24 protein-coding genes are annotated in these 25609 nt (G+C 46.9%); 20 read left to right on the top strand and 4 right to left on the bottom strand.

Translation table 11 applies throughout. The features are described 5' to 3' along the window. Window positions 1-107: 107 nt before the first annotated feature. The 8 genes from yycF (at window position 108) to rlmH (ending at window position 9816) form a co-directional block, all read left to right on the top strand. Window positions 108-830 (top strand): response regulator YycF, encoded by a 723-nt coding sequence (gene yycF, locus ACWOEX_RS04375; RefSeq protein WP_455298272.1) that lies wholly within the window; start codon window positions 108-110, stop codon window positions 828-830. Further along, window positions 830-2710, top strand: a complete 1881-nt coding sequence (walK, locus tag ACWOEX_RS04370) for a cell wall metabolism sensor histidine kinase WalK (protein ID WP_455298270.1) — start codon at window positions 830-832, stop codon at window positions 2708-2710. Before yycF ends, walK begins: the two co-directional genes overlap by 1 nt. Next, complete coding sequence (gene yycH / locus ACWOEX_RS04365; RefSeq protein ID WP_455298269.1) at window positions 2707-4104, top strand: two-component system activity regulator YycH; 1398 nt, start codon at window positions 2707-2709, stop codon at window positions 4102-4104. The genes walK and yycH overlap by 4 nt, the downstream gene beginning before the upstream one ends. A gap of 3 nt (window positions 4105-4107) precedes the next feature. Next, window positions 4108-4998, top strand: coding sequence for a two-component system regulatory protein YycI (yycI, locus tag ACWOEX_RS04360; RefSeq protein WP_455298268.1), 891 nt, complete (start codon window positions 4108-4110; stop codon window positions 4996-4998). A 17-nt stretch (window positions 4999-5015) separates the two neighbouring features. Next, window positions 5016-6680, top strand: coding sequence for a DUF2207 domain-containing protein (locus ACWOEX_RS04355; RefSeq protein WP_455298266.1), 1665 nt, complete (start codon window positions 5016-5018; stop codon window positions 6678-6680). 66 nt (window positions 6681-6746) lie between these two features. Beyond that, complete coding sequence (locus ACWOEX_RS04350) at window positions 6747-7523, top strand: MBL fold metallo-hydrolase (RefSeq protein ID WP_455298488.1); 777 nt, start codon at window positions 6747-6749, stop codon at window positions 7521-7523. Between the two features lie 142 nt (window positions 7524-7665). Then, a complete protein-coding gene (locus ACWOEX_RS04345; RefSeq protein WP_455298265.1) occupies window positions 7666-9033 on the top strand; it encodes a S1C family serine protease in 1368 nt (455 codons plus the stop codon). Between the two features lie 303 nt (window positions 9034-9336). After that, a complete protein-coding gene (gene rlmH, locus ACWOEX_RS04340; RefSeq protein ID WP_455298264.1) occupies window positions 9337-9816 on the top strand; it encodes a 23S rRNA (pseudouridine(1915)-N(3))-methyltransferase RlmH in 480 nt (159 codons plus the stop codon). Between the two features lie 54 nt (window positions 9817-9870). On the opposite strand, the gene ACWOEX_RS04335 is transcribed toward rlmH, so the two are convergent. From ACWOEX_RS04335 to ACWOEX_RS04325, 3 genes are all read right to left on the bottom strand, one after another. After that, window positions 9871-10848 carry a DUF1002 domain-containing protein gene (locus ACWOEX_RS04335; RefSeq protein ID WP_455298263.1) on the bottom strand — a complete coding sequence of 326 codons (978 nt, stop codon included), beginning with the start codon at window positions 10846-10848 and terminating at the stop codon, window positions 9871-9873. A 159-nt stretch (window positions 10849-11007) separates the two neighbouring features. Then, the gene (locus tag ACWOEX_RS04330; protein WP_455298262.1) at window positions 11008-12432 is read right to left on the bottom strand and encodes a putative glycoside hydrolase; all 1425 of its coding nucleotides are present in this window, start codon (window positions 12430-12432) and stop codon (window positions 11008-11010) included. Next, a complete protein-coding gene (locus ACWOEX_RS04325; protein ID WP_455298260.1) occupies window positions 12425-12997 on the bottom strand; it encodes a YkyA family protein in 573 nt (190 codons plus the stop codon). Before ACWOEX_RS04325 ends, ACWOEX_RS04330 begins: the two co-directional genes overlap by 8 nt. Before the next feature lie 286 nt (window positions 12998-13283). Between ACWOEX_RS04325 and ACWOEX_RS04320 the strand changes: the two genes are divergently transcribed. From ACWOEX_RS04320 to ACWOEX_RS04310, 3 genes are all read left to right on the top strand, one after another. Then, on the top strand, window positions 13284-13574 hold the full coding sequence (locus ACWOEX_RS04320; RefSeq protein WP_455298259.1) for a hypothetical protein: 291 nt from the start codon (window positions 13284-13286) through the stop codon (window positions 13572-13574). Continuing rightward, the gene (locus ACWOEX_RS04315; protein ID WP_455298258.1) at window positions 13558-14631 is read left to right on the top strand and encodes a YfcC family protein; all 1074 of its coding nucleotides are present in this window, start codon (window positions 13558-13560) and stop codon (window positions 14629-14631) included. Before ACWOEX_RS04320 ends, ACWOEX_RS04315 begins: the two co-directional genes overlap by 17 nt. 109 nt (window positions 14632-14740) lie before the next feature. After that, the gene (locus ACWOEX_RS04310) at window positions 14741-15442 is read left to right on the top strand and encodes a zinc metallopeptidase (RefSeq protein WP_455298257.1); all 702 of its coding nucleotides are present in this window, start codon (window positions 14741-14743) and stop codon (window positions 15440-15442) included. A 79-nt stretch (window positions 15443-15521) separates the two neighbouring features. Here ACWOEX_RS04310 and glnA read toward each other — a convergent pair whose 3' ends face one another. Then, window positions 15522-16862: a type I glutamate--ammonia ligase gene (glnA, locus tag ACWOEX_RS04305; protein ID WP_455298256.1), complete on the bottom strand. Its 1341-nt coding sequence runs from the start codon at window positions 16860-16862 to the stop codon at window positions 15522-15524. A gap of 204 nt (window positions 16863-17066) precedes the next feature. On the opposite strand from glnA, the gene ACWOEX_RS04300 reads away from it, so the two are divergent. The 9 genes from ACWOEX_RS04300 to rsmA all read left to right on the top strand — a co-directional run bounded on the left by ACWOEX_RS04300 (window position 17067) and on the right by rsmA (window position 25605). Continuing rightward, the gene (locus ACWOEX_RS04300) at window positions 17067-17882 is read left to right on the top strand and encodes a MetQ/NlpA family ABC transporter substrate-binding protein (protein WP_455298254.1); all 816 of its coding nucleotides are present in this window, start codon (window positions 17067-17069) and stop codon (window positions 17880-17882) included. A 113-nt stretch (window positions 17883-17995) separates the two neighbouring features. Beyond that, window positions 17996-18814, top strand: coding sequence for a MetQ/NlpA family ABC transporter substrate-binding protein (locus ACWOEX_RS04295; RefSeq protein WP_455298253.1), 819 nt, complete (start codon window positions 17996-17998; stop codon window positions 18812-18814). A 92-nt stretch (window positions 18815-18906) separates the two neighbouring features. Then, on the top strand, window positions 18907-19590 hold the full coding sequence (locus tag ACWOEX_RS04290; RefSeq protein ID WP_455298252.1) for an NAD(P)H-dependent oxidoreductase: 684 nt from the start codon (window positions 18907-18909) through the stop codon (window positions 19588-19590). After that, complete coding sequence (locus tag ACWOEX_RS04285) at window positions 19587-19766, top strand: hypothetical protein (protein WP_455298251.1); 180 nt, start codon at window positions 19587-19589, stop codon at window positions 19764-19766. Before ACWOEX_RS04290 ends, ACWOEX_RS04285 begins: the two co-directional genes overlap by 4 nt. Window positions 19767-19838: 72 nt before the next feature. Next, window positions 19839-21107: a tyrosine--tRNA ligase gene (gene tyrS / locus ACWOEX_RS04280; RefSeq protein WP_455298250.1), complete on the top strand. Its 1269-nt coding sequence runs from the start codon at window positions 19839-19841 to the stop codon at window positions 21105-21107. 139 nt (window positions 21108-21246) lie between these two features. Further along, the gene (gene metG, locus ACWOEX_RS04275; protein WP_455298249.1) at window positions 21247-23259 is read left to right on the top strand and encodes a methionine--tRNA ligase; all 2013 of its coding nucleotides are present in this window, start codon (window positions 21247-21249) and stop codon (window positions 23257-23259) included. Window positions 23260-23334: 75 nt separating this feature from the next. Then, window positions 23335-24138: a TatD family hydrolase gene (locus tag ACWOEX_RS04270; protein ID WP_455298248.1), complete on the top strand. Its 804-nt coding sequence runs from the start codon at window positions 23335-23337 to the stop codon at window positions 24136-24138. Then, entirely contained in the window at window positions 24119-24712 is a 594-nt protein-coding gene (rnmV, locus tag ACWOEX_RS04265) for a ribonuclease M5 (RefSeq protein WP_455298247.1), read from the top strand. Before ACWOEX_RS04270 ends, rnmV begins: the two co-directional genes overlap by 20 nt. Further along, the gene (gene rsmA, locus ACWOEX_RS04260) at window positions 24709-25605 is read left to right on the top strand and encodes a 16S rRNA (adenine(1518)-N(6)/adenine(1519)-N(6))-dimethyltransferase RsmA (RefSeq protein ID WP_455298246.1); all 897 of its coding nucleotides are present in this window, start codon (window positions 24709-24711) and stop codon (window positions 25603-25605) included. Before rnmV ends, rsmA begins: the two co-directional genes overlap by 4 nt. Window positions 25606-25609: the final 4 nt, after the last annotated feature.

Genomic DNA, 25609 nt, shown 5'->3' with positions numbered 1-25609 from the left:
GTGATAGCGCTGTACACAATCTTTCTGATTTACGGTAGAATGTAGAGTGCGTAAGTAGCGAAAAAATGTGAAAATAAAGAATGAAGAACGAATAACGAGGTGTAAATATGCGAAAAATATTAGTCGTGGATGACGAACAAGCCATCTCTGATATTATTGCGTTTAATTTGGAAAAAGAAGGTTATGAGACTAGAAAAGCTTATGATGGTGAGGAAGCACTCGAAGTCTTCGCGGAATACCAACCGGACCTCGTCTTACTCGATGTCATGTTGCCGAAGAAGGACGGCCTCGAAGTCTGTCGTGACATTCGAAAAGTGAGCCAGGTGCCGATCATCATGTTGACGGCAAAGGGTGAAGAAATCGATAAAGTGCTCGGCCTCGAGATGGGTGCGGACGATTATATGACGAAGCCGTTCTCCAATCGTGAACTTTCTGCACGTGTGAAGGCGAACTTGCGTCGTTACACCGTGCAGACGGAATCTGCGGCCAATGCGGAAGAAGAGGGTAGCCATGAGATCGTTATCGGTAACTTGGTGATCGATGAGAATGCTTATACCGCCATCAAGGATGGACGGGAGATTGAACTCACACATCGTGAGTACGAGCTCTTACACTATCTCGCTCAGAAACTCGGGTCCGTGATTTCACGTGAAGATCTATTAGAAACGGTTTGGGGATACGATTACTACGGGGATGTGCGTACCGTCGATGTGACCATGCGTCGTCTCCGTGAAAAAGTCGAAGATGATCCCGGTCATCCAACGTTATTGATGACGCGCCGCGGTGTCGGTTACTACATGCAGGATGCCAGTGCGAAGGATGAAGACTAATGGCAGCGGAGCGTCAGAATAAACGCATCCGCTTCTTCGACTCGGTGACCTTCAAGCTCCCTGGTATTTTCGTTCTATTACTCGTTTTGATCCTGTTATTCTTCGGCGTATATTTCATGCGCGAAGTGGAGCGCGAAATTCTCGATAATTTTGACTCGCAGGTAAACAATCAGCTCGGTTTCTTAGAGGAAAGTATTCAACCATTAATGGAGCCGGATAATGAGGGGCAGTTGTCGAATGATCAGGTCGATCAGCTCAACAATACGGTGAATCGCTTCACCGTTAACAATATTATTGAAGTCCAAGTGCTCGATCCGACCGGTGTTTTGTTGGCGACAGATAATTCGGTGAACCCCGCAGCAATCGGTCAGTATGCGGGCAATCGAATGGTCGATCAGGCGATCTATTCCGGAACCCAGCTGAGCCGAGAAGTGTTCGATGAACAGCAGGGCATTCGTTTGAAGAAATACGTCGTGCCTGTCTTTTCACCAGAGAATATCAGTATGGTCAGCGGAGTTATCTCACTGACGGTTAATATCGAAAGTATTTACGATCAGGTTAATTCAATCATTATCATCTTCCTTTCGGTATCCGGGATGGCGATTTTGGCGATGATTATTATCACCGTTCTCGTTTCGCGCGGTATTACGAAGCCGATCCAAGAAGAGATGAAGCAGATTGAATATATCGCAGAAGGTGACTACTCCAAACGCATTCAGGTGCGCAGCAACGATGAGATCGGTCAGTTGGGGAATGCGATCAATTATCTGGCATACCGTATCAAGGAAGCGCGCGAGCTCACCGAATCCGAGCGCCAACGTCTCGATTCGGTCTTGAAACATATGAGTGACGGCGTGATTGCGACGAACCGTCGTAACCGTGTCATTCTGACCAATAGCCGCGCCTTAGACTTACTACAAAAAACCGAAGAAGAAGTCACCGGACGTTCGATCCTCGATGCCTTAAATCTCAAAGGCATCTATACCTACAGTGAGCTTTTGGATAATGATAAGGAAATCATGATCGATGTGCAGGATGCCAAGGGTAATGATTCGATTATTAAATGCGAATGCTCCGTGATTCAACGCGATTCCGGCTATATCAGCGGGGTTGTTTGGGTACTCACGGACGTTACCGAACGTCAGAAGATCGAAGCGGATCGCCGGCAGTTCGTATCGAACGTGTCGCACGAATTACGGACACCGTTGACGAGTGTGAACAGTTATACAGAGGCACTGCAGGACGGCGCGATTGACAATCCAGTGTTGGCGAAACGTTTCCTCGATGTAATTCAGACTGAAACGCATCGTATGATTCGTATGATTAACGACTTACTGAGCTTGTCGCGTATCGACGACGGACGCGAACAGATGAATATTGAACTATTGGATCTGAATCAACTCGTCGACCATATTCTCGATCGCTTCGATATGATTCTTCAAACCGAAGAATACAGCACGCGTGATTATATACTCAGTCGCGAGTTAAGCAATGATCCCGTTTGGATTGAAGCCGATCAGGACCATTTCACGCAGGTGATCGATAACTTGATGAATAATGCGGTGAAATATTCACCGGATGGCGGTCGTATCACCGTACGATTGATGACTACGCATAATGAAGTAATCTTGAGTATTCAGGATCAGGGGCTCGGGATTCCGCATCAGGAGATCCCTAACGTCTTTGATCGTTTCTATCGTATCGATAAGGCGCGCTCCCGCTCACAAGGAGGCACCGGACTCGGGCTCTCGATCGCCAAGGAAGTGGTTGAACTTCACGGCGGTAAGATCTGGGTCAACAGTATCGAGAATCGCGGTTCAACCTTCTACATTTCTCTACCGTATGATCCATCAGTCGGAGGAGGCGATTGGAAAGAATGAAAAAATTATGGCACCGATTAACCATGCTCATCCTCTGTTTATTAGTTGTGATGAGCTTAGCGCTGACATTTTTAATTTTTCATCGCTCCATTGTGCCTATCCGACGTAATGAGGCGGACGGTACACTGATGGCAGGCGATATTAGCGTCTTTGAAAATCAAGAAACGACGCAGTTCGAAGCGGAAGAACTGTCGACGATTTTTGGGGCGGACAGCATCGTCTACTATACGAACGGGGTGTTCGAGGAATCAATGGACACCGAACTGCTCGAAAAAATGAACGGTGGTTTACGTCAAGTGCTCAATCAACCGCTGACAGCCTCTGGAAATGAAGATAGCGTGGGAGATTTTCATCTCGCGATTGCCGATCAGAGTGATTATATTGAGATGGAGTTCTCACAAGATACGCCTTTAATTGCTTTCCGCGATGCACAGACGGATGATGAAGCCGATAATGCCTTATCGATCGATCGCACTTTTAATCGTTTGGGCTACCTTCCGAGTCGACAGGAACTGTATTTGATCAATGACATTGATGATTCGGTACTGACGTTCAATGCGCCAGCTGAGGCAGCCCAGTGGTTAGGGACGGTGACGGATCATGCGGACTCTTTCCAAGAGGTCGATCAGGCAATTTTGAAAGGCCGTACCATTTATTTGCATCGGGAGCAGCAGCGTATTCCATTGTTGCGTTACATTATGGATCAGCGTTCGAATTCGGAATTATTGAATACGTTCTTCGATACGCAGGAAGAAGTGCACGATTACAGCGATGCACAGATTTCCAGATATTATGCCGATAAACGCAATTTGACGATCGATAATAATACACTCGAAGTCGAGTATCGTAACGAAGGTGATGAGGCGCAACAGCGTGAGATCATCACAGAAGCCGAAACCAATCTTAAACGTGTACATTCTGCCGGTCAGGCTTGGCATTTCGATGATCGTGACCGCCAGTCGCAGTCGGATATTTTCAGACAGTTGATCAATGGAATTCCGATTTTCGGGGAACGTAACGTTTCGAAAATTTCGATCGCGACAGAATCGGAAAATGTGTTGAGTATTAAATTCTCCAAACTATCGGTACAAACACCGATCAGTGACTTGGCCGTGGATTATGAGCTGCCTGCCGGTAAGGATGTACTACTCGCACTTAATAGTAACGGCTACACCAATGATCAGATTGAAGATGTGACGATCGGCTATTTCTGGCAGCCGAGTACCGCTTCCGACCGTTTGATTGATCTGATTCCGACCTGGCTCGTTGCAATCGATGGCGAATATCAGACATTAGGTAATGTGATCGATTTGAATCAACGCACCGATCTGCAGACGCGAGCGACCGACAACGGCCAGACAATTGACACGAATTTAGAAAAGAAGGCGCAGTAAATTATGGATCTCAAAAAAATTAAATATCTATTTATTATTGGTTTCCTACTGTTGAACCTTTTTCTAGTGTATGTCTTGTTGGATCAGGACAGTGAGCAGTCGCTACTATCCGATGGTCAGGGGCGTTTGACGAACAGTTCGCTATCGGAAAATATCAATCTAGCGTTCGATCCGAGTGATGACGTCGCGGAGATTACGATGCGTTCGGCGCAACGTGATACATTTGAAGCGGGCGACTATGAAAATAGCGCCATTGATGAGGTAGAAACCTCACAAGACGACTATCGTCTCTCTGGTCAGATCAATGATACGTTACAGTTGTCCGGTACCGATGACAAGGATCCCTACCAGTTAAAAGCAACAGATCGTGAAGCGCTCGATGAGTGGATTCAAGCAGGCCATATTCCGTATGCGGAAGATTACGTTTTCGGTTTCTATGACCAGCAACAGGGCCGTATCTATTACGGCCAGAAAGTCGATGCTCAGCAACTATTCCTCGATCAGACGGCAGAATTGATTTTCCATGTTGATAATGAGAAACGGATCACCAGTTTTGAGATGACACACGTTTCCGATATTAAGTCGGAAGGTCCCGAACAGCCAATGGTCACCACACAGCAGGCGATCAATAATCTCTCAGTATCTGGACGTTTTGTGCAGGATCTGACGCTGTATCAGGCGAAGAGCGGCTATCAGGACATGCTTACAGTCGATGATATCGTCGTTTATCGTCCAGTCTGGTTACTGCTTGGCACCGAAAGAGATGGCAATATGAACCAGTTCTATGTGGATGGTATCAAGGGTAATATCGTGAGAAACGAAAACGATCCGAGTGAAGCGACGAATGCGGAACAGGCAGCAGAAGAAGCGAACGAAGAGATTACAGCGGATTAGGAAGGTGGGTGACAGATATGAAGAAAAAACAATGGTCAATCTTTTTAGTGTTAGTGGGATTATTTTGGTTGATACCCGCACATTTCACCGCAAATGGCGAAACGGTGGATGGCTATCAGGCAAATGTGGAAATGGCAAAAGACGGTAGCTTGAAACTGACCGAAAAAGTGACCTATACGATCGATGAGGAAGTCGATCAGCTCACCCATCGGATCGTGATGAATGACAGTCAGGAAGCGACCGACGTCTCAGTCGCGATGCAGGCGGCAGGGCAGCAGGACGCGTTTCCGTTTGCGCAGAGTACGAATACGGCGGTGGGAACGTTCAATACCACACAGCAGGGACGCGACTATCTCATTACACTCTACAACACGATGGCGAACGAAACACAGACCGTCACCTATCAGACCAATTGGCTGGCAGCTTGGGTGAAATACGATGACAAAGCAATTCTCGAATATCCTTTTTTCAGCTTGCCGTATGATCTGAGAGAAGCGCAGATTACCTTCCATTTTCCCGGCGATATTGATGTCAATCCAGAAGATTATCTCATCGAAGGCTTAGCCCACTACCAAGCCGAATGGAAAGACGATCAGACGCTTCAGGTGACGGCTTATGATGTCAAAGCGGATCAGAACGGTGAATTGATGATTGTCGCACCGACGTCATTGATTCCGGATAGCCGAACGGAAGGGCCAAAATCCAAAGGAGAGCAGATCGCACAGCATATTGCGGATGTGAATCAAGAAACGGCTGATCAGAAGCAGTGGCAGATTACGGTGAGTCGGATTATTTTCTGGGTGGTAACAGCGATTGTGGGACTGTATACCATTCTATTGTGGCATCGCAAACTACAGCACCGTCCGGCCAATGACGCATTCAACCAGTGGCAGTATCAGCAGGATGTGCAAACGCCAGCGATCCTCCCTTACATTTCACGTCGTAAGTATTCTGAACCGTCACTCTTTTGGTTACTGTTGTTCCAATTAGTGGCCGAAGAGAATATCGTGATGCGTTTCGAATATGATGCAGTGGGTAATATTTCTGATGCTTATTTCCGCGTACGCAATCGCAATACCCACACCGCACCGGAACTGTCCGTACTCCGATACATCGATCGTTTCGAAGGGGCGCAGGAAGTTTCCTATCGACAGATGGTTTACGGGAGTCGCACAGCCGAAAAACCGCAGAAAGCTTTTCGCCGTTTGATGACGACGATCAAGCGTCAACTCAAACAGCAATTACAGGAACAACAGGTCTATGATCGCTCGGGTAATCGCATCTACGCGGCGTTATGGTGGCTCGTGATGGTGATTGTTGTGGTTGGTTTGGTGAGTGCCTTCATCCTCACAACAACCGCAGGACAGGGCGTATGGCAGCCGTTGGTCTTAGTATTATGGTTGTTGTTGATGATCGTTTGGAAGATGTTCCTCTTCCCGATCTATACTGCGAACGGTATTCAATTAAAACGCCACTTCCAGCAGTATCTCGCGCAGTTACCAATGAAACAGCAGTCGATCAAAGGTTGGGCGATGGACTACGTCTACAGTTGGGCAACCAATACAAATCGTAAGCAATATGCTATGATGGATAAACTGGGGATTGTCGCTCATCATCCGACAATTAGTATGTTTGAGCCGATCCACAATAAACAACTCAAAGAACTCAATCAAAAGAAATAACACGCAACATAGGGGGCAGGATCTTTGGATACAAGTGATCAAAAAGATTTTTCAATACGGGTATCGATGCTCGCATCGAGTAGTACCGGAAATGTAACCTATATTGAGACACCAAAACAAAAATTACTCGTCGATGCCGGATTGAGCGGTAAGAAAATCGAAAATCTGCTCAGTCAGATCGACCGTAAACCCGAAGATATCGATGGCATTCTCGTGACGCATGAACACTCCGATCACGTCAAAGGGCTCGGTGTGATGGCACGCCGTTATGGGATGCCGATCTATGCGAATGGGCCGACCTGGCAGGCCATTGGTGAAAAATGCGGCAAGATCGCACCGGAACAGAAAGAAATCCTTTCTCCCGGTGAAGTATTGACGCTCGGCGACTTAGATATTTGGAGTTTCGGTGTCAGTCACGATGCCGCACAGGCGCAGTTCTACGGCTTCCAGAAAGACAATAAGCAGTTCGCCATGCTGACCGACCTCGGCTATGTCAGCGAACGCTTGGAAGGTTTCCTCAAGAACTGTGATGCCTACTTGATGGAAAGTAACCACGATGCGGATATGCTTCGCATGGGACGCTATCCATGGCACTTGAAGCAGCGTATCTTCAGTGATACCGGTCATCTTTCCAACGAGGATGCTGGGGAAGCACTGAGTGAAATGATCGGCGACAAGACGAAACGCGTCTATCTCGGTCATCTATCCGAGGAAAACAATATGAAACAGATTGCTTCGCAGACCGTCAGCAGTGTGCTTGCGGAGCATGATATCGCAGTGGGTGATGCCCTCGAACTATACGACACGGATCCCGAGGCACCGACTGCACTCTACACACTGTAAACAACGTACAAAGAGGCGTTCAGCGCCTCTTTTATTTTAAAGTTTCGGTTAAGTATTGGCGAAAAATGCCGGAAGCGATCGCTTTTTAATCGAAAATGTGTAGAATAAGAAAGTAGAAATCTTCAATGAGGGGGAGAGCCACATGGCAGATTCGAATCGTAATACTGAGCCTGAAAAACAAACAGATGCTCAACACTCAGAAACAACAGAACAATCAATGAACCAAAACAATAATCAAGATAAAAAACAAAAGAAGAATGACGTTAAACAGTGGACACCGGCATTAATCGGGGCACTGCTCGGTGTGGTACTGGTCGGCGGTGGCGGTTACGCTGTCGGACACTATACGCAGCCGAACATGCCATCGGAAGAAAAAATCGATCAGCTCATTGCCGATCGTTTGAAGAATAACCAAAACGGCAGTAACGGCGGCAACAGTCAGAGTGTCGCGCTCGATGTGACAACGGATGTTTCAAGTATTGTCGATCGCGTCAGCGGTGCGGTCGTTTCAGTTGAAAACCTCTCCGAAAACCGCGATGCCTATGATCTCTTCAGTTTCGTACGTCCAGACGGCAATAGCGATAACAACAACGGTGAAACTGACTATCAGACGGCATCTGAAGGTAGTGGGGTCATCTACAAGGTTGAAAATGGCAACGCCTATATCGTCACCAACAATCACGTAGTTTCCGGTAGTGATGCGTTAGAGGTTATCTTGGCAGATGGCGAACAGACCCGTGCGGAATTAGTCGGTACGGATCCATGGACGGATTTAGCGGTTATGAAGATTCCTGAAGAATACGCCAAATCAGTGGCTGACTTTGGGGACAGTAATTCACTCAGAGTCGGTGAACCTGCGATTGCGATCGGTTCGCCACTCGGATCTGATTTCGCATCGACTGTCACGACCGGGATCATCTCTGGTTTAGATCGTCAGGTGCCTACCGATATCGATGGCGATGGTCGTTCAGATTGGACGGCTACAGCGATTCAAACCGACGCTGCCATCAACCCAGGAAACTCCGGTGGGGCGTTAGTGAACTCATCCGGTCAGTTGATCGGGATCAACTCGATGAAGATCTCGAGCGATAAGGTTGAAGGGATGGGCTTTGCAATTCCAATCAATGAAGCGCGCGGTATCATCGAACAGCTCGAAGTGAACGGACGTGTGATCCGTCCAGCGCTCGGTATCAGCATGATGAGTCTCTACCAAGTGCCGTTGAGAGAACAGGAGAGCGTCCTCAACTTGCCGCAGGACATCAAGAACGGTGTCGTTATCCGCAACATTCAGGCCGGATCACCAGCCGAAAAAGCTGGCTTACAGGACTACGACGTGATTACACAGGTTGATGGCGAAGAAGTCAAAGACGCACGTCAATTGCGTCAGAAACTCTACAGCCAGGATAGTAATGCAACGATTAAGTTGACGCTTTACCGTGAAGGTAAGGAAGAGACCGTTGATGTCAAGCTTGAACCGATGCAGCAGGAAGCAACTGGTCAAGCGAATTAATGTTAATGATCAATGAAGTGACACCCGAGCCATATGACTCGGTTTTTTATTTGTACACAGTTGTGGAATAATAATACACAGATTTGATTGTGAATCCACAGAAAATGGGATGAAAATACCAAAATCGCATCAGATCAAGGTTAAAAGTTAATCACAGGTGTGCATAACTTGTGGTGAAATTGTGGATAATGTGGATTATTTATGAAAATATTTATGAAAATGCGTCGGAATAGGACTTTTAATCCACAGTTGTTGATAACCCTGTGCATAAATCATTGTGAAGAAAATAAGAGAGGGAGTAAAATGAAAATACGCTTGATTGTCGTGGGAAAATTGAAGGAAAAATACCTCAAGCAAGGGATTGCGGAGTATAGTAAACGCCTGAGTCGCTATACTAAATTCGAAATTGTAGAGGTGAAGGATGAGCCGACGCCTGAGAATGCGAGCGAAAAGGAAGAGATGCAGATTAAGGATGTGGAGGGGGAACGTATCCTCAACGCCATCAAACCGAGCGATAAGGTGGTGCTCCTCGCACTTGATGGGAAGCTCATGACTTCTGAACAATTCGCGAAAGAAATCCAGGACAGTATGACGTACGGACAGAGTACGATTGACTTTATTATCGGCGGTTCGCTCGGAACGTCAGAAGCCGTCAATCAGCGCGCGGACGTTAGGGTCTGTTTCGGAAAAATGACTTATCCACATCAGCTCATGCGACTGATTTTAACGGAACAGGTCTATCGTGCGTTCCGCATCATGAACAACGAACCGTATCATAAATAAAAGCTGACAAAAACGCACGCGTCATTTTAGGCACGTGCGTTTTGTTTTGGTTAATTATTGAAAGATGCTAATAATGCTGTTCCAGATGTCCTGGAAGATTTGAACGATGCGATCCCAAATACCGTTAATTTCTTGTTTTTGGGAGTCATCGAGGTCGTTCCACGCTTGTTGCGCTTTGTCAGCGATGTCGTTACCAGCGCTACGAATGCGGTCACCTAATTGGTTCAAGGCATTCTTCTGCTCGTCTGATAATTCGATTTCGCTGAAGCGTTGCATCAATTGTTGAATCTGTGCGATGTTTTCATCACTCAATACGTTGTTCAAGTTGTAGTTATTCACAACGTTATTCACAATGACTTGGATCTGGTCGATGGAGATATCGCCACCGTTTTGGTCCTTGAATTCTTGGATCTGACCTTTGATGTCGGCGATCGCTGCGTTCAAGTTTTCGTCAGAGTAACCGTCTTTATCTTGGTTCTCTTCGGTAATCTGTGCAGCGGTTTCCAATTCATCCTGAGCGACTTCGACGGATTGTTGATCGAGTGCGTGTCCAGATGATGCAAAGGCTTTGTAGACACCAGCGAGGGCACCAGAACCATCGACAGGGACAGCAGATGCGACGTCGATGTTCACGTCAACCGCACCAGCTGTAATTGCCGCATTCTCGTATTGACGCGGTGTAATGGCGGTAATCGTATCAGGTGTTAAAATGTTCACCGTCACGCCACCGTTGTTGTTAGCCGGTGTAATATAAGATGACGAGTACACTTGATTATATGGATAGTTGTCGTGAAGTAAGTCATTCAATTCGTTGATGCGAACTTGAATTTCTTCCGTACCGTTTTCTACCTTCAACAAGCGCTTGGTTTCGTCAAATTGTGATGCAGTCAAACTCTCACCGTACGTAAACATCGGCTGAATTTGGACTTTATCGGCCTTAACGACAGGTGAAACGATCATGGCGAACAATGCCACCAACCCGATGAGCCATGCGAACCGACGACTGCGATGATTGGTTTGTGTCATCATCATAACCTCCTTTTAGTTTTCCTGTTGAACCCGTGTCCAACCACTTATAGTATATCATGGATTGTATTTTTAAAGGTTAGGAATTCCTTAGCAAAACCTTAAGAAGACATTAAGAAAACCGCACATCCTAGGACGTGCGGTTTCAGTTGAAATCGTTAATGATTATTTAGCGTAATCGACATTCTGGAAGTATTCATTCTTCGCATTCCACAGGAGATACTCGTGAACATCGTTGTCGGCGAGCGCGTCGATCTGATCCTGAACGGCTTTTTCATCATAGGTCATGTACGTACCGCTCGGGAGATAGTCTGCGGTGAACGACTGTAACCACGGACGCGGCTTGTGCGTTTGGTCGCCGTCGAGTTCACTGAGGACGGCTTTTTCGACTTGAATGTATTCATTGACGACACCGTACGGCTCTAAGTCCGGTGCATCGAACCCGAAGTCGCCTGCCTGCCAGTGACTCGGATAGATCATTCCGGAAATACGGTCAACGTTATCGGCCATCCAGAGGTAGTTCTGACCGATACCCGGTGCACTCTTCGCCGTCGCTACGTATCCGAACAAGTCGGCAGAAATCTGTACGCCGTAGCTTCGGAGTTCTTGATTCGCATATTTTAAGAAATCAGCGATCGCATGCTGGCGTGCTTCAACGCTATCCTTACCGTATTCGGCGTAGTCTCCCATATCGTAATCGAGATCAGTCGCTAGACCTTCGAAACCTTCAGGGAAGCGGACGTAGTCGAACTGAATATCTTGGAAACCGAGTTGTGCGGCACCTTTTGCGACTTCGACGATGTATTTCCAGACATCTTTATTGAAAGGATTCAAGAAGCTCTGACCACCTGCATCTTGCCAGACGTTACCGGAACTATCGCGAAAACTCCAATCTGGATGGTCTTCAACGATCGTGTTGTCTTTGAACGTCGTAATACGGGCGATCGGATAGATCTGATCCTGTTCGAGACGCTTCAACATCTCTTTACCATCGAAGGTTTTATCGACGTTATTTTGGATTTCAGGATTATCGACATCGAGGTCGGTGGCGATGGACCCCCAGTCACTCTTCACGTCGATAACGACACTGTTTAAGCCAGTGTTGGATACTAAGTCGAGGTTGCGCTCTAAGACTTCAGGAACACCCATACCGTAAGCGGAGAGATAGATTCCCTTCACACCATCTTCAGGGTAAGCGATATTCACATCATTCGGATGATAGAATTTTGTCGGTTTTTGATCTGGCACTGCTAGCAGGGGTTCTTCATTGACCGCAATCTCTGTTTCAGAGAGTGAGCTAGCGCGCGGCGTATCCGCAGGTTTTGGTCCAATCAGGCGATTAGAGATTGGATTTTCTGTCGCGAAGACAACCGCAGTAATCAGTGCCAAGATTAACAGCACGGGAATTAAGACATGCCACCACACAATCGGGCGCTTTTGTTTCTGCTGTTTCGGTTGTGTCTGACGCGGTGGTTTTTTGGTATTTGTCGGTTTCGACTGCTGTGATTTCGTCGGTCGTGGTTGCTTACCGTTCGGACGCAGCGGTTTCTGATGACGACGCGGTGGACGTGGACTATTCTGATTAGGCATCCTGAGCTTCCTCCTCACGTGCGATCGCATCTCTCAGATTGTCGATCTTTTTCTGTAGTTTCTTGAGTTGTTCTTGAACATCTTTGTGCTTGGTATTCAACGTTTGAATAGTGTCCTCAAACGTTGCAGCGGTCGCTTCATCACCAGCGAGCGACTGGTAATACTTCTGTTCTTCGTCGAGTAGAGAACGGTAATTCTTTAAATAATCCTCGATCGCGCGAATGGTATCACGAGAAGTGGATTTGAACATCGAATTCTGACTCTGTACTTGTTCCGTTGTTTCTTTTAACGCCTGCAAATTTTCGTTGGCATTAGCCACAGCGTCTAGGCGTTCATTGAGGTTCTTGTAGACACGTGCATTCTCGCGCCCCAATGTTTCCAGTTCAGGATTGGATTCAATATCCGCTTCGAAATCCTGCTGTAGCGTTTGTTCGTTTGCTTGAATATAGTTGATTTGCTGGGCAATTGTATCGATATCTGAATGCATATCGCCGCTTTTTAGTGCGCCACATGCGCCTAGGAAGAGCGTCGACATACCGATTAATAAAAGCAGTCGTTTCTTCATAATATCTCCCTTATTAAAAAAACTAGTCGTTCTCCAATATAACGAAATATTGTGAAACAGTAAAGAAATAGCGCCGTCACGTGCGATAATTAAACGAAAATTTAAACAATCGATCGTCCTTCAAAAGATACTGACAATATAGGGCACATCATGCTATACTTAACGGAAGTTTTAATAATGAGAGAAATATCTCTTTTTACTGACAAAGGCATACTGAAATGGCTTGAATAAAGTGAGGTAGAGAGTGACTCTTTTTGTATGTCAATTTTTAGAAAGGAAACCAGACATGGCAGTACAAAAGAAGAAAAAGCGCAGTTTTCCGACCGCGCTGACGGTATTATTCATTGTTTTTGTCTTCGCATCATTACTCACAGCGATCATTCCGGCGGGTTCGTATGCCAAGCTCGCGTATGATGCAGAGAGTGAAATATTTGAAGTGACACAGCCGAATGGCGAGACAGAGAACCATCCGGCAACTCAAGAAACACTCGATGAATTCGGGGGTTCTGGGAGTTTAGATAAGTTTTTGGACAGCAGTATCAACAAAGCCGTCGCGATTCTTGATACGTACGAATAGGTCGATCAACAACCGCAAGGCATCAAAGAATTTCTACAAGCGCCGATCAGCGGGGTGTACGACAGTATCGACATCATTCGGTTTCGCCGAGGAAATCATCGCCTTGTTCCCAATCCTCATGCCATTCTTCCTCACCGCGGGATATGATGTGATGACCTGTATCGCGACAGTGTACCTGGACTCGATGATCGGAACGATGTATTCGACCATTAATCCCTTCTCAGTTGGTATTGCCTCGAATGCGGCAGGGATCAGTCTGAATGAAGGTCTCGGTATTCGAAGCATTGCCTTACTGCTCGGTGTCATCATCTCCATTATTTACGTTCTTCGTTACGCGAAAAAGGTTAAAGAGGATCCATCTAATTCGATCTGTTACGACCAATATGAGGAGCACCAGGCCGAATTTCAGCAAGATGATCCAGCTAACCTCGAATTTACGCGTCCGATGAAATTAACGCTATTGACCTTTGCGATCACATTCTTAATCCTCATCTGGGGCCTCGTGATGTATCAATGGTTGTTCGACACGATGACCGCACTCTTCCTCGCCAGCTCCATCGTGATGATCTTCGTCTCTGGACGCGGTATCGATGCCTACGTCAGCGGCGCTGCTGACATGCTGAGTGTGGCACTCGTTATCGGGGTAGCATGCGGGGTCAACATCGTTCTCGAACAGGGAATGGCATCCGACACGATTCTCTACTTCTTCAGTAATATCGTGAACAACATGAATCCAATCTTGTTCATTGTCTTCATGTTGTTGATCTTTATCGTGCTCGGGTTCTTCATCTCATCTTCATCCGGACTCGCGATGCTTTCGATCCCAATCATGGCACCACTCGCTGCACCAGTCGGCGTTTCAACTGCTGCGATCATTTCCGCCTACAACTTTGGTCAGGGACTCATCGCTTTCATTGCGCCAACCGGATTGATTCTCGCATCACTCGCGATGGTTAATATTACCTATGACCGCTGGGTGAAATTCATCTGGCCATTGATGGGCATGATCGGAGCGCTCAACTTAGGGATGTTGATGGTTCAAGTGCTTATCGGCTAAGTCTTAAATAAACGTTAAACCGTACGTGCTATTGGTTATCTGATTTCAAAAAATGCTATAATGGTTTATTGAGATAATGTAATGGTGAATCAAGGAGGTTATTAGACACATGATCAGTCCTTTTTACTTTTTTGATCCGACAATGATTTTCATCCTGATCGGTATGATTATTTCTGGGATTGCCAGTTGGAATGTGAATCGGACATTCAATCAGTACGATCAGTACACCAATAACGCGGGCTACAACGGGACAGATGTTGCGGAAGAGCTGCTACAAGCAGCCGGCATTACGGATGTTCGCGTCAGTCAGGTTGGCGGTAACTTGAGTGATTACTATGATCCACGCAATAAGCAGTTGAAGCTCTCACAGTCAACCGCACGTGCGACGTCAATCGCCGCAGTCGGTGTGGCTGCCCACGAATGTGGTCACGCCATGCAGGACGCCGAAGGTTATTTCTTCCTGCGTTTTAGAAATAGTCTCGTACCGCTCGTGAACTTTGGGACGCAGTCATCCTGGATCATCCTCATGCTTGGGGTATTGCTCGGTTGGAATCAGACCATGATCAACATCGGTATCGTTTTATTCTCACTCGGTTTCGTCTTCCAAGTGTTGACCTTGCCAGTGGAATTCAACGCTTCTCGCCGTGCGATGAAGGTGTTGGAATCAGAAGGCATCTTAGCAGAAGATGAATTACCATATGCGCGCAAAGTACTCAGAGCGGCGGCGTTGACATACGTTGCGGCAGTCTTTGCTAGCCTATTGTCACTGCTTCGTGTTGTGGTGCTGTTTGGGAATAACGACCGCCGTTAATTTAATGACTAAACAAAAAACTGCCGTGCGCATCGTTGTGATGTGTCCGGCAGTTTTTGTATGGGTTAGGTTGATAATATTAGTATTGTTTCAAGTAGCGGTCGAGTTCCCACTGAGTGACTTGTTGCTGGTAGTCTTTGTACTCGATATCTTTCGCTACTAAGAAGTTCGAAGTGATATGTTTGCCGAGTGAGGCTTTGATGGTTTCATCACCTTTTAGTGCGATGACTGCTTCACCGAGTGAACGTGGGAGCTGGCGAATGTTAGCTTGTTCGAGGTCGGTATCTGACATAGTGTAGATATTGTCGCCAACTTCATCCGGTACAGGGATGTTGTTTTCGATACCGTCTAATGCCGCACCGATGCAGGCAGCCATGACGAGATATGGGTTCGCACTTGGATCGATGGAACGGATTTCGACACGTGTGGATTCACCACGAGCAGACGGCACACGCAAGAGCGGTGAGCGGTTCTGCGTTGACCAAGCGATGTAAACTGGCGCTTCGTAACCAGGAACGAGACGCTTGTAGGAGTTGACGATTGGGTTACCAACTGCCGTAATCGCTTCAGCATGTGCGAGTAGCCCCGCCATCACCTGATAACAGAGGGTCGAGAGCCCTTGTTCCTTCGATTCATCGTAGAAGGCGTTACCTTTCTCTGTGAATAGGGAGAGATTACAGTGCATTCCAGAACCAGCGATATTTCCGATCGGCTTCGGCATAAAGGTTGCGTGTAAGTTGAAACGACGTGCGATGGTACGAACGATCAATTTGAAGATCTGAATTTTATCGCAGGCTTCAACGGCTGACGCATACTTAAAGTCGATTTCGTGCTGACCGGATGCGGCTTCATGGTGGGAAGCTTCGACTTCAAATCCGAGTTCCTCCAATGTTAAGACGACTTCACGACGAACGTTTTCTGCCTGATCGACAGGCGCGAGGTCGAAGTAATCGCCGTAGTCGTTCAACGTTGTGGTCGGTTCACCGTGTTCATCCAACTTGAACAGGAAGAATTCAGCTTCCGGTCCGAGATTGAAGTCAGTAAACCCATTGTCGTGTAATTTCTTCTCCATACGCTTCAAATTACCACGCGGATCGCCCGGGAACGGCTTACCGTCAGGTAGATAGATATCGCAGAGTAACATGGCGATAGAGCGGTCGTCACTCGCCATCCATGGGAAGACGAGGAACGTGTCTAAATCAGGGACGAGATACATATCCGATTCTTCGATACGAACGAAACCTTCGATCGATGACCCATCGAACATGAGCTTATTGTCGAGTGCTTTGTCCAACTGACTGATCGGAATTTCCACGTTTTTGAGTGTGCCGTTCACATCAGAAAAAGCGAGACGCACGTAATGTACGTTCTTTTCCTGACATTGTTTGCGGATATCGTCGGCTGTGAAATGTTTTTCCATAAGTGACCTCGTTTCTAACATTAAAATCAAGAGAAAAAGTCCAAGTCCCTCTCTGATGTTATAAAATGTAACACAAAAATTTAACGAGTGAAAGCAGAAATTCTTTGATCGAAAAAATTGATCAAATGTTATCGGACTCATTGAAAATATGACCTTCAAAACTGGCTAAAATGGATAGAAATTTATCCATAGAGAGAAGGAATCATGATGAAGCGAGGGAAAAGATTATTTGTTCTGTTATTTTCAGTTGTTGTTTTAGTCACACTTACAGCGTGCGGCTTATCAAATAATGCAACGGTCAAAATCGGCTTAGTCGGTGACCAACAAGATGAATGGGAATATGTGAAGGATGTATTGAAAGATCAGGGAATTGATCTGGAACTGGTTAAATTTACGGACTATGTGTCGCCAAATCAAGGACTCGCGGACGGCTCGTTGGATTTAAATTCATACCAACACAGTGCCTATCTAGAGAGCTGGAATGAGGAATATGGTGATGATCTCATCAGCCTCGGATACTCGCATTTTCCACCAATGGCGATATATTCCGATCAAGTGACTTCACTCGATGATTTGCCGGAGGGGTCGACAGTCACGTTACCAAATGACAAATCGAATGAAGCACGTGGATTACAAGTGTTAGAAAAAGCCGGCTTAATTAAATTAGATCCAGAGGTAGCATTCCCAACGGCAGCTAACGATGTCATTGAGAATCCGAAGAATTTGAACTTGCGACCGATTGAAGCGAAGCAATTACCGCAAACGAAGTCTGATCCAAAAGTCCAACTCGCTGTCATCACCAATAATTATGCGATTGAGGCGGGACTATCCATTAGTGATGCCGTTTTTGTAGAACCAGACGAGGGTACTGAACTATACTGGAATGTGATTGCTGCACGCGCCGAAGATAAAGACAATGAAACGTATAAAAAGGTTATTGATGCGTTCCAGACGAAGGAAACGGCGGAAATTATCAAAGAATCTTCACAGAATAACCGCATTCCTGTATTTGATTATTAGGAAATAATGTGATGATCGTTAAAATTGATCATTCATGATCGTATTTAGCATAAAACACCTCTGAAAAACACTATAGAATGACTACACAATATCAAAAGAGAGAAGGAACGCTCATGAAACGCAAAAAGCAATTGTTATTCACCTTATTAACCGCCCTTACCGTATTTGTTTTGACCGCTTGTGGCTTGGCAGGTGGCGACTCAGCCACTGTTAAAGTCGGTGTGGTTGGCGATCAGCAGGAAGCATGGGAACACGTGAAGGACGTCGTGAAAGATCAGGGGATCAATCTCGAAATCGTGAAGTTCACAGACTACGTTTCACCTAACCAAGGGCTCGCTGACGGTTCATTGGATATCAACGCGTATCAGACGGTTCAATATCTGGACAACTGGAACGAAGAATATGGCGATGACTTAGTGAGCATCGGTGACACTCACGTTGAGCCGATGGGATTGTATTCGGATAAGATCGAGTCACTCGATGATCTTGAAGACGGTGCAACCGTGACCCTGCCAAACGACAAGACAAACGAAGCGCGTGGCTTGCATGTTTTGGAAAAAGCGGGTTTGATCAAGTTGAATCCGGATGCACAATTCCCAACCGTTGCAGATGACGTGATCGAAAATCCGAAGAACCTTGTATTACAACCGATCGAAGCGCAACAGGTGCCACAAACACAGTCCGATCCAAAAGTACAGCTCGCAGCTATCAACAATAACTATGCCATTGAAGCGGGGTTATCCATTACGGATGCGGTTTACGTTGAACCGAGCGAAGGAACCGAACCGTTCTGGAACATCATTGCGACACGTGCTGCCGACAAAGATAACGAAAACTACAAGAAAGTCGTCGAAGCTTTCCAAACAAAAGAAACCGCAGATATCATCAAAGAGGCTTCCAAAGATAACCAAGTACCAGTCTTTGATTATTAAGCCTTCAACGATCCTCCTAGCATGAAAACGTACGGTCACGCCGTGCGTTTTTTGTTATGATGGAGGAACGAAAAGTAGAGGAGGAACATAACATGCGTGTCACGATTTTTTGTGGGCATCCAGAAATCGAAAATTCAGCGAGCCATCAATTCCTGAAGACAAGCGTACCAAAAGCGGTAGATTATATAGCAATCGAAAAATCACCGACAGCTGAGCAGATTCAAGACTATCAACAGCAGTTTCTCGCGTCGGATCGTGTATTTCTAGAGTTTCCGCTCTATTGGTATCAGGCGCCGGGAATGATTTCCGAGTGGTGTGAGGCGGTATTCGATGAAACGTTCACACGTCAGCTCAGACAGATGGATGCAGCGAAAGATTTCGGTGTCATTATTAGCGTTGGTCAACCGGAAGCCGCTTATCGAGCGGGGGGACGCGAGGGATTCAGCCTGTCTGAGATTCTGAAACCGTTCGAAGCAATCGCACACCACTTCCATTTCAATTATGTCGCGCCGTTTGTCCTCTCCCAATACATGTACATGACGGATGAGGCGCGTCGTGAGAAACTGGTCGCTTTCCACCAGCACCTTCTCTTGGATCGCCAGCCCTCTTTCCAACAAAAAGCCACGCAGATACTCGATCACATCGATGCGTTGGATGATGAAGTGCTCGGTGATCAGGCCATGATTGCGAGTGCTTTCACGACAGCGATGCAGGATCAACTCGAACATCTCGATGACTTACGCGAAGAGATTAAATGGCAGGAGGCGGGAGAATGAGCGAGACAAACGATTGGCGCAGAGACTTCCTCGAACGTGCGAAACAGCAAGCGAATGACTACGAAACCATCGCCTATCTCGAAGCGGCCGAGCGTCTCATTCAGGAACTCGACCGAAGAATTAAACAGGCGGAGGGCGAACTCGATGGCATGATGTGGAACCACGAAGAATGGTAGCCATGCTTGATTGACAAGATTCTGACAGATTACGTATACTTGACACATTGAATAATGAAAGGCGGAACATACATGAGTAATATAATTGATGAGCTAGAATGGCGCGGTGCAATCAATCAGCAGACGGATGCCGAAGGATTGTACGACTATATCGAGAAGCATGATATTACCTTGTATTGTGGTGTCGATGCGACAGGGGATTCCTTGCACATTGGTCACTTGATTCCGTTTATGATCCTCAAACGTTTCCAACTTGCGGGTCATCACCCAATTATTTTGATCGGTGGATTGACCGGTGCAATCGGGGATCCTTCCGGCAAAAAACAAGAACGTAAACTACAATCGATCGAACAAGTTAAACATAATGCGGATAAATTGACCGCCCAGATGAAGAAACTCTTCATGCGTAACGAGGGTGACTTCCAAATGGTCAATAACTTTGACTGGTCAGCAGGTATGACGCTATTGGAATTCTTGCGTGACTACGGAAAATTATTCAACGTCAATACCATGTTGAATAAGGAAATCGTCGCTTCCCGTTTGGAGGTGGGGATTTCTTACACCGAATTTACTTACCAGATCCTCCAGTCGATCGACTTCTTACACCTTTACCAAGAAAAGGATGTTAGACTTCAGATCGGTGGTGCAGATCAATGGGGAAATATCACGGCAGGTATCGACTTGATCCACAAGGTGGAAGGTAGCGATGCGCCGGCATACGGTCTAACGATTCCGTTACTCTTGAAATCAGACGGCACTAAATTCGGTAAAACAGAAGGCGGTGCAGTTTGGTTAGATCCAGAGAAGACTTCACCGTACGAATTCTACCAATTCTGGGTGAACCAGCTCGACAGCGACGTCATTCGCTACTTGAAATACTTCACTTTCCTCACAAAGGATGAAATCGACGCGCTCGCTGAAAAAGTCGAGAACGAACCGTGGAAACGTGAAGCACAGAAACGTCTCGCAGAAGAGATGACACGCTTCATTCACGGTGAAGAAGGTTTACAGGAAGCGTTGACGATTACGGAGGCATTGTTCTCTGGTGACATCAAGTCCTTGACCGCGAGTCAGATCAAGGAAGGCTTCGGCAACATGCCGGGCGCTACCGTACCGCGCGAAACAACATCACTCGTCGACTTCCTCGTGAACTACGGCGTATCTTCATCCAAACGCCAAGCGCGCGAAGATATTACGAACGGTGCTATCGCGTTGAACGGGGAGCGTATCACAGACACTGATTTCGAAGTGACTGCTGATCAAGCGATCGAAAACCAATACTTCGTCGTCCGTCGCGGGAAGAAGAAATATTTCTTGATGACCTTAACAGACAACGATTAATCAACTAACAAAAGTCGAGAGTACATTCTCGGCTTTTTTTCGTGAAAAATGATCGCCAGCGAACGATAATCCATGCTGTGTCGGCGTGACAGTATGCTATAATTTGACTATCGTATATCAGAGAAAGGGGCACTCATTCGTGGCTGACAAAAAAACTTATTATTTAACAACACCGATCTACTATCCAAGCGGTAAATTACACATCGGTAATACCTATACAACGGTGATTGCGGACACCATCGCCCGCTACAAACGTTTGACGGGTTATGACGTGTTCTTCCTCACAGGAACGGACGAGCACGGACTGAAGATTGAACAGAAAGCCGAAGAAAAAGGCGTCACTCCGAAAGAATACGTCGACGAAATGGCTGTCGGCATCAAAGAACTCTGGAAAACGATGGGCATCTCCTACGACAAATTCTTACGTACGACGGATGACTACCACGAAAAAACCGTTCAGAAGATCTTTGAATATTTAGTTGAAAAAGGCGATATCTACCTCGGTGAATATGAAGGGTGGTACTCCGTATCAGACGAAGAGTACTTCACGGAATCACAATTGGCAGAAGTCTACCGTGATGATGACGGTAACGTGATCGGTGGGGTCGCACCATCCGGACACGAAGTTGAACTCGTGAAGGAAGAGTCCTACTTCTTCAAGATGAGCAAGTATGCGGATCGTCTGCTTAAATACTACGAAGAACATCCAGACTTCATTCAACCAGAAGTTCGTAAGAAAGAAATGATCACGAACTTCATCAAACCGGGACTCGAAGATCTCTCCGTCACACGTACCAGTTTCGACTGGGGAATTCCAATTCCATCTAATCCGAAACACGTGGTTTACGTCTGGATCGACGCATTGGTGAACTATATCACCGCACTCGGCTTCTGGCAGGACGACGACACCAACTATCAGAAATTCTGGCCAGCCGATCTCCACATCGTAGGTAAGGAAATTGTACGTTTCCACACCATTTACTGGCCAATTCTCTTAATGGCACTCGACTTGCCATTGCCGAAACAAGTCTTCGGTCACGGTTGGCTCTTGATGAAAGACGGTAAAATGTCTAAATCTAAAGGGAACGTCGTCTACCCAGAAATGTTAGTGGAACGCTACGGCTTGGACGCAGTACGCTACTACCTCGTTCGCGAAGTCCGCTTCGGTCAGGACGGTGTCTTCACCCCTGAAAACTTCATCAACCGCATCAACTACGATCTCGCCAACGACCTCGGTAACTTGTTAAACCGTACCGTATCCATGATCAACAAATACTTCGATGGTCAGGTGATCGGCTACGATGGTGAATTAACACCGGAAGATGAAGCACTCGAAGCAGTCATCAAAGAAAGTGTCGCTGCTTACCGTGCAGGTATGGATAACTTACAGTTTACGGACGCTTTGGATAACGTGTGGAAGATTATTACCCGCACCAACAAGTACATCGACGAAACCACGCCTTGGGTACTTGCGAAGAACGAAGACGACAAGGACAAACTCGCTGATGTTATGTATCACCTCGTCGATGCATTGCGTATCGTTGCGATCTTGATTCAGCCGGTCCTAATCGAAACGCCAAAACAGATTTTTGAACAATTAGGTCTCGACTTCGAAGCGGAAAACTCTGCGCTGGATCAGGCTGAAATTGGTCTATATCCTAAAGGCACGCAGGTTGTTTCTAAAGGTGTACCGATTTTCCCACGTCTCGATACGGAAGAAGAGGTGGCCTACATCCAGAGCCAGATGACGGTAAACCCCGCGAACGAAGAAGTCGCAGATGACTGGGATCCGGAAGATACCGAATGGCTCGACGCTGACCTCAAAGCGATCAAGTACGATGACTTCGACAAAGTAGAACTCCGTGTTGCTGAAGTTAAAGATGCAGATACCGTCGAAGGTGCGGATAAGCTCTTGAAATTCCGTCTCGACGCTGGCGATAACCAGGATCGTCAAATTCTCTCCGGTATCCGTCAGTGGTATCCGGACCCATCCGCATTGATTGGGAAGAAAGTTATCATTGTGGGTAACTTGAAACCGCGTAAAATGCGTGGTGAAATCTCTCAAGGGATGATCCTTTCAATCGAAGATGGCGATGATGTTCGCGTTGTGATTGTTCCAGATAACTTGCCGAACGGTAGCCGTCTTGGGTAAACTAAATACGAATAAGCACTGAAAACCGGGCGTTTGTTCCGGTTTTCGTTTTATCTAAGGAGAATTAATCAGAAAATGTTATTTGATACGCATACGCACTTTAACGCGCACGATTTCGATGAAGACCGCGAGGAAGTCATACAAAGCGCACGCAATGCCGGAGTATCTGGGATGAACATTATCGGTTTCGACACCGATACCTTGCCCGGTGCGCGCGAACTCGTCCACCAAAATAAAGACATGGTCGCATCGTACGGCTGGCACCCGGAAGTTGCTGGGGACTATAATGCTGAAATTGAGAAAATGCTAGAAGAATATCTCGACTCGGAAAAGGTCGTGGCGCTCGGTGAATTCGGCCTCGACTATCACTGGGAGGCGGCACCGCATGATGTTCAGGAACGTGTCATGCGTCGTCAGATTGCGATGGCGCGCGAACGTCATCTGCCGATTATCATCCACACACGCGATGCGAACGACGATACCTATCGCATTTTGAAAGATGAACACGTCGAAGAGATCGGCGGAACCATGCATACGTTCGGTGATGACCCAGAATGGGCGAAGAAATTCCTCGATCTCAACATGCACATTTCATTCAGTGGGGTACTAACGTTCAAGAAATCAAAAGCCATCAGAGAAGCAGCTAAAATCGTGCCGGCTGATCGTCTCTTGATCGAAACCGATTCACCGTACCTCTCACCTGAACCGAAACGTGGTAAACGCAATACGTCAGCTAACGTGCGCTTCGTCTGCAACTTGCTCGCTGACCTTCGTGATACCAGCTATGAAGACATCGCAGCACTGACGTACAAGAATGCTTGCGATCTGTTCAAGATTTACTACGACGAGGAGAAAGGATTTGTCCGAAACGATGACTGAGAAGCCGAAAATCCGCGAAGTGATCGTTGTTGAAGGGCGAGACGATACGCGTCGCCTCTTGGAATTGTACGATGTGATGACGATCGAAACGCGTGGTTCCGCCTTATCCGATGAAGTGCTCGAAGAAATTGAAATGGCGGCCGATCGCTTTGGGATTATTATTTTTACTGATCCGGACGTTTCAGGAACAAAACTCAGACGCAAGATCGCTGACGTCGTTCCAGAAGCGAAGCACGCCTTTCTCACGTCGGAAGAAGCCAGACCGGCGCATCAGGGGAGTCTCGGTGTCGAACATGCCTCAGATGCAGCCATACAGCGCGCACTCGCTGACGTCTACGATGTCATTTCACCAGACGATCGCCTCGTTCCCGCACCGACGACACAACAGCTCTATCACTTGGGGCTCTTAGGGCTACCCGACGCACAACGCCGTCGCGATTACCTCTGTGAGGCGCTGCATATCGGGCATACAAACGGCAAACAGTTGGCGAAACGCCTCTATCTCTTCCAGATTGAATGGGCGAAAGTAGAGGCTATCATGGCACATTACGACGAGGGGGTTGATGCATCATGAAACCACAGAAATATATCGCGACACCATCACGAACGAATGCAATTCTTTCGCGCTATGACTTAGATGCAAAGAAGAGTTTGGGGCAGAATTTCTTGATGGAACCGCAGATTTTGATCGATATGATCGAAGCAGCCGGAGTCGATCGGGAGACCAACGTGATTGAAATCGGTCCGGGGATCGGCGCTTTGACTGAAATGCTCTGTTTGAACGCACATCAAGTGCTCGCCTATGAAGTCGATCAGCGTCTCCTTCCCGTACTCGAAAACGAACTCGCTGACTTCGACAATCTCACCGTGAAACATCAGGACATCCTCAAAGCCGATGTCGCTACGGATATTCAAGAACAATTCGATCCCGGACGGCCACTCGCTGTCGTCAGCAATTTGCCGTATTACATCACGACGCCGATCATTTTCCACTTGTTGGAGGCGACGGATAAGATCGACACGTTCGCATTGATGATGCAGTCGGAAGTTGCCGATCGATTGACCGCAGAACCCGGCAGCAAAGCGTACGGCTCGCTCACAGTGATCATGAACTACTACTGTGAAGCGCATATCGCACAGCGTGTACCAGTGACGGTTTTCAAACCGCGTCCGAAGGTAACTTCAGCGATTCTCGTCTTGAAACGTCGCCAAGAGCCGATAGTTTCTGTTGACAATCCAGCGCACTTCATTAACATGGTATACACAGCGTTTGCACATCGCAGAAAGACACTCTGGAATAACTTGCGCAGTGGTCTGACTGACAAAGCGCAAGAAGAAACGCTCCGTACAGCGCTGGAAGAGGCAACCATTGATCCAAAATTGCGCGCTGAACGTCTCTCTATCCAGGATTTTGCGACGCTAGCAAACGTGACTGGCAAACATCAGATCGCATTTCTGAAGCGATAGGAGG

It is taken from the genome of Aerococcus vaginalis (genome assembly GCF_053762225.1).
Note: the sequence above shows the minus strand (reverse complement) of the source record. Positions and strands in the feature narration are given on the sequence as shown.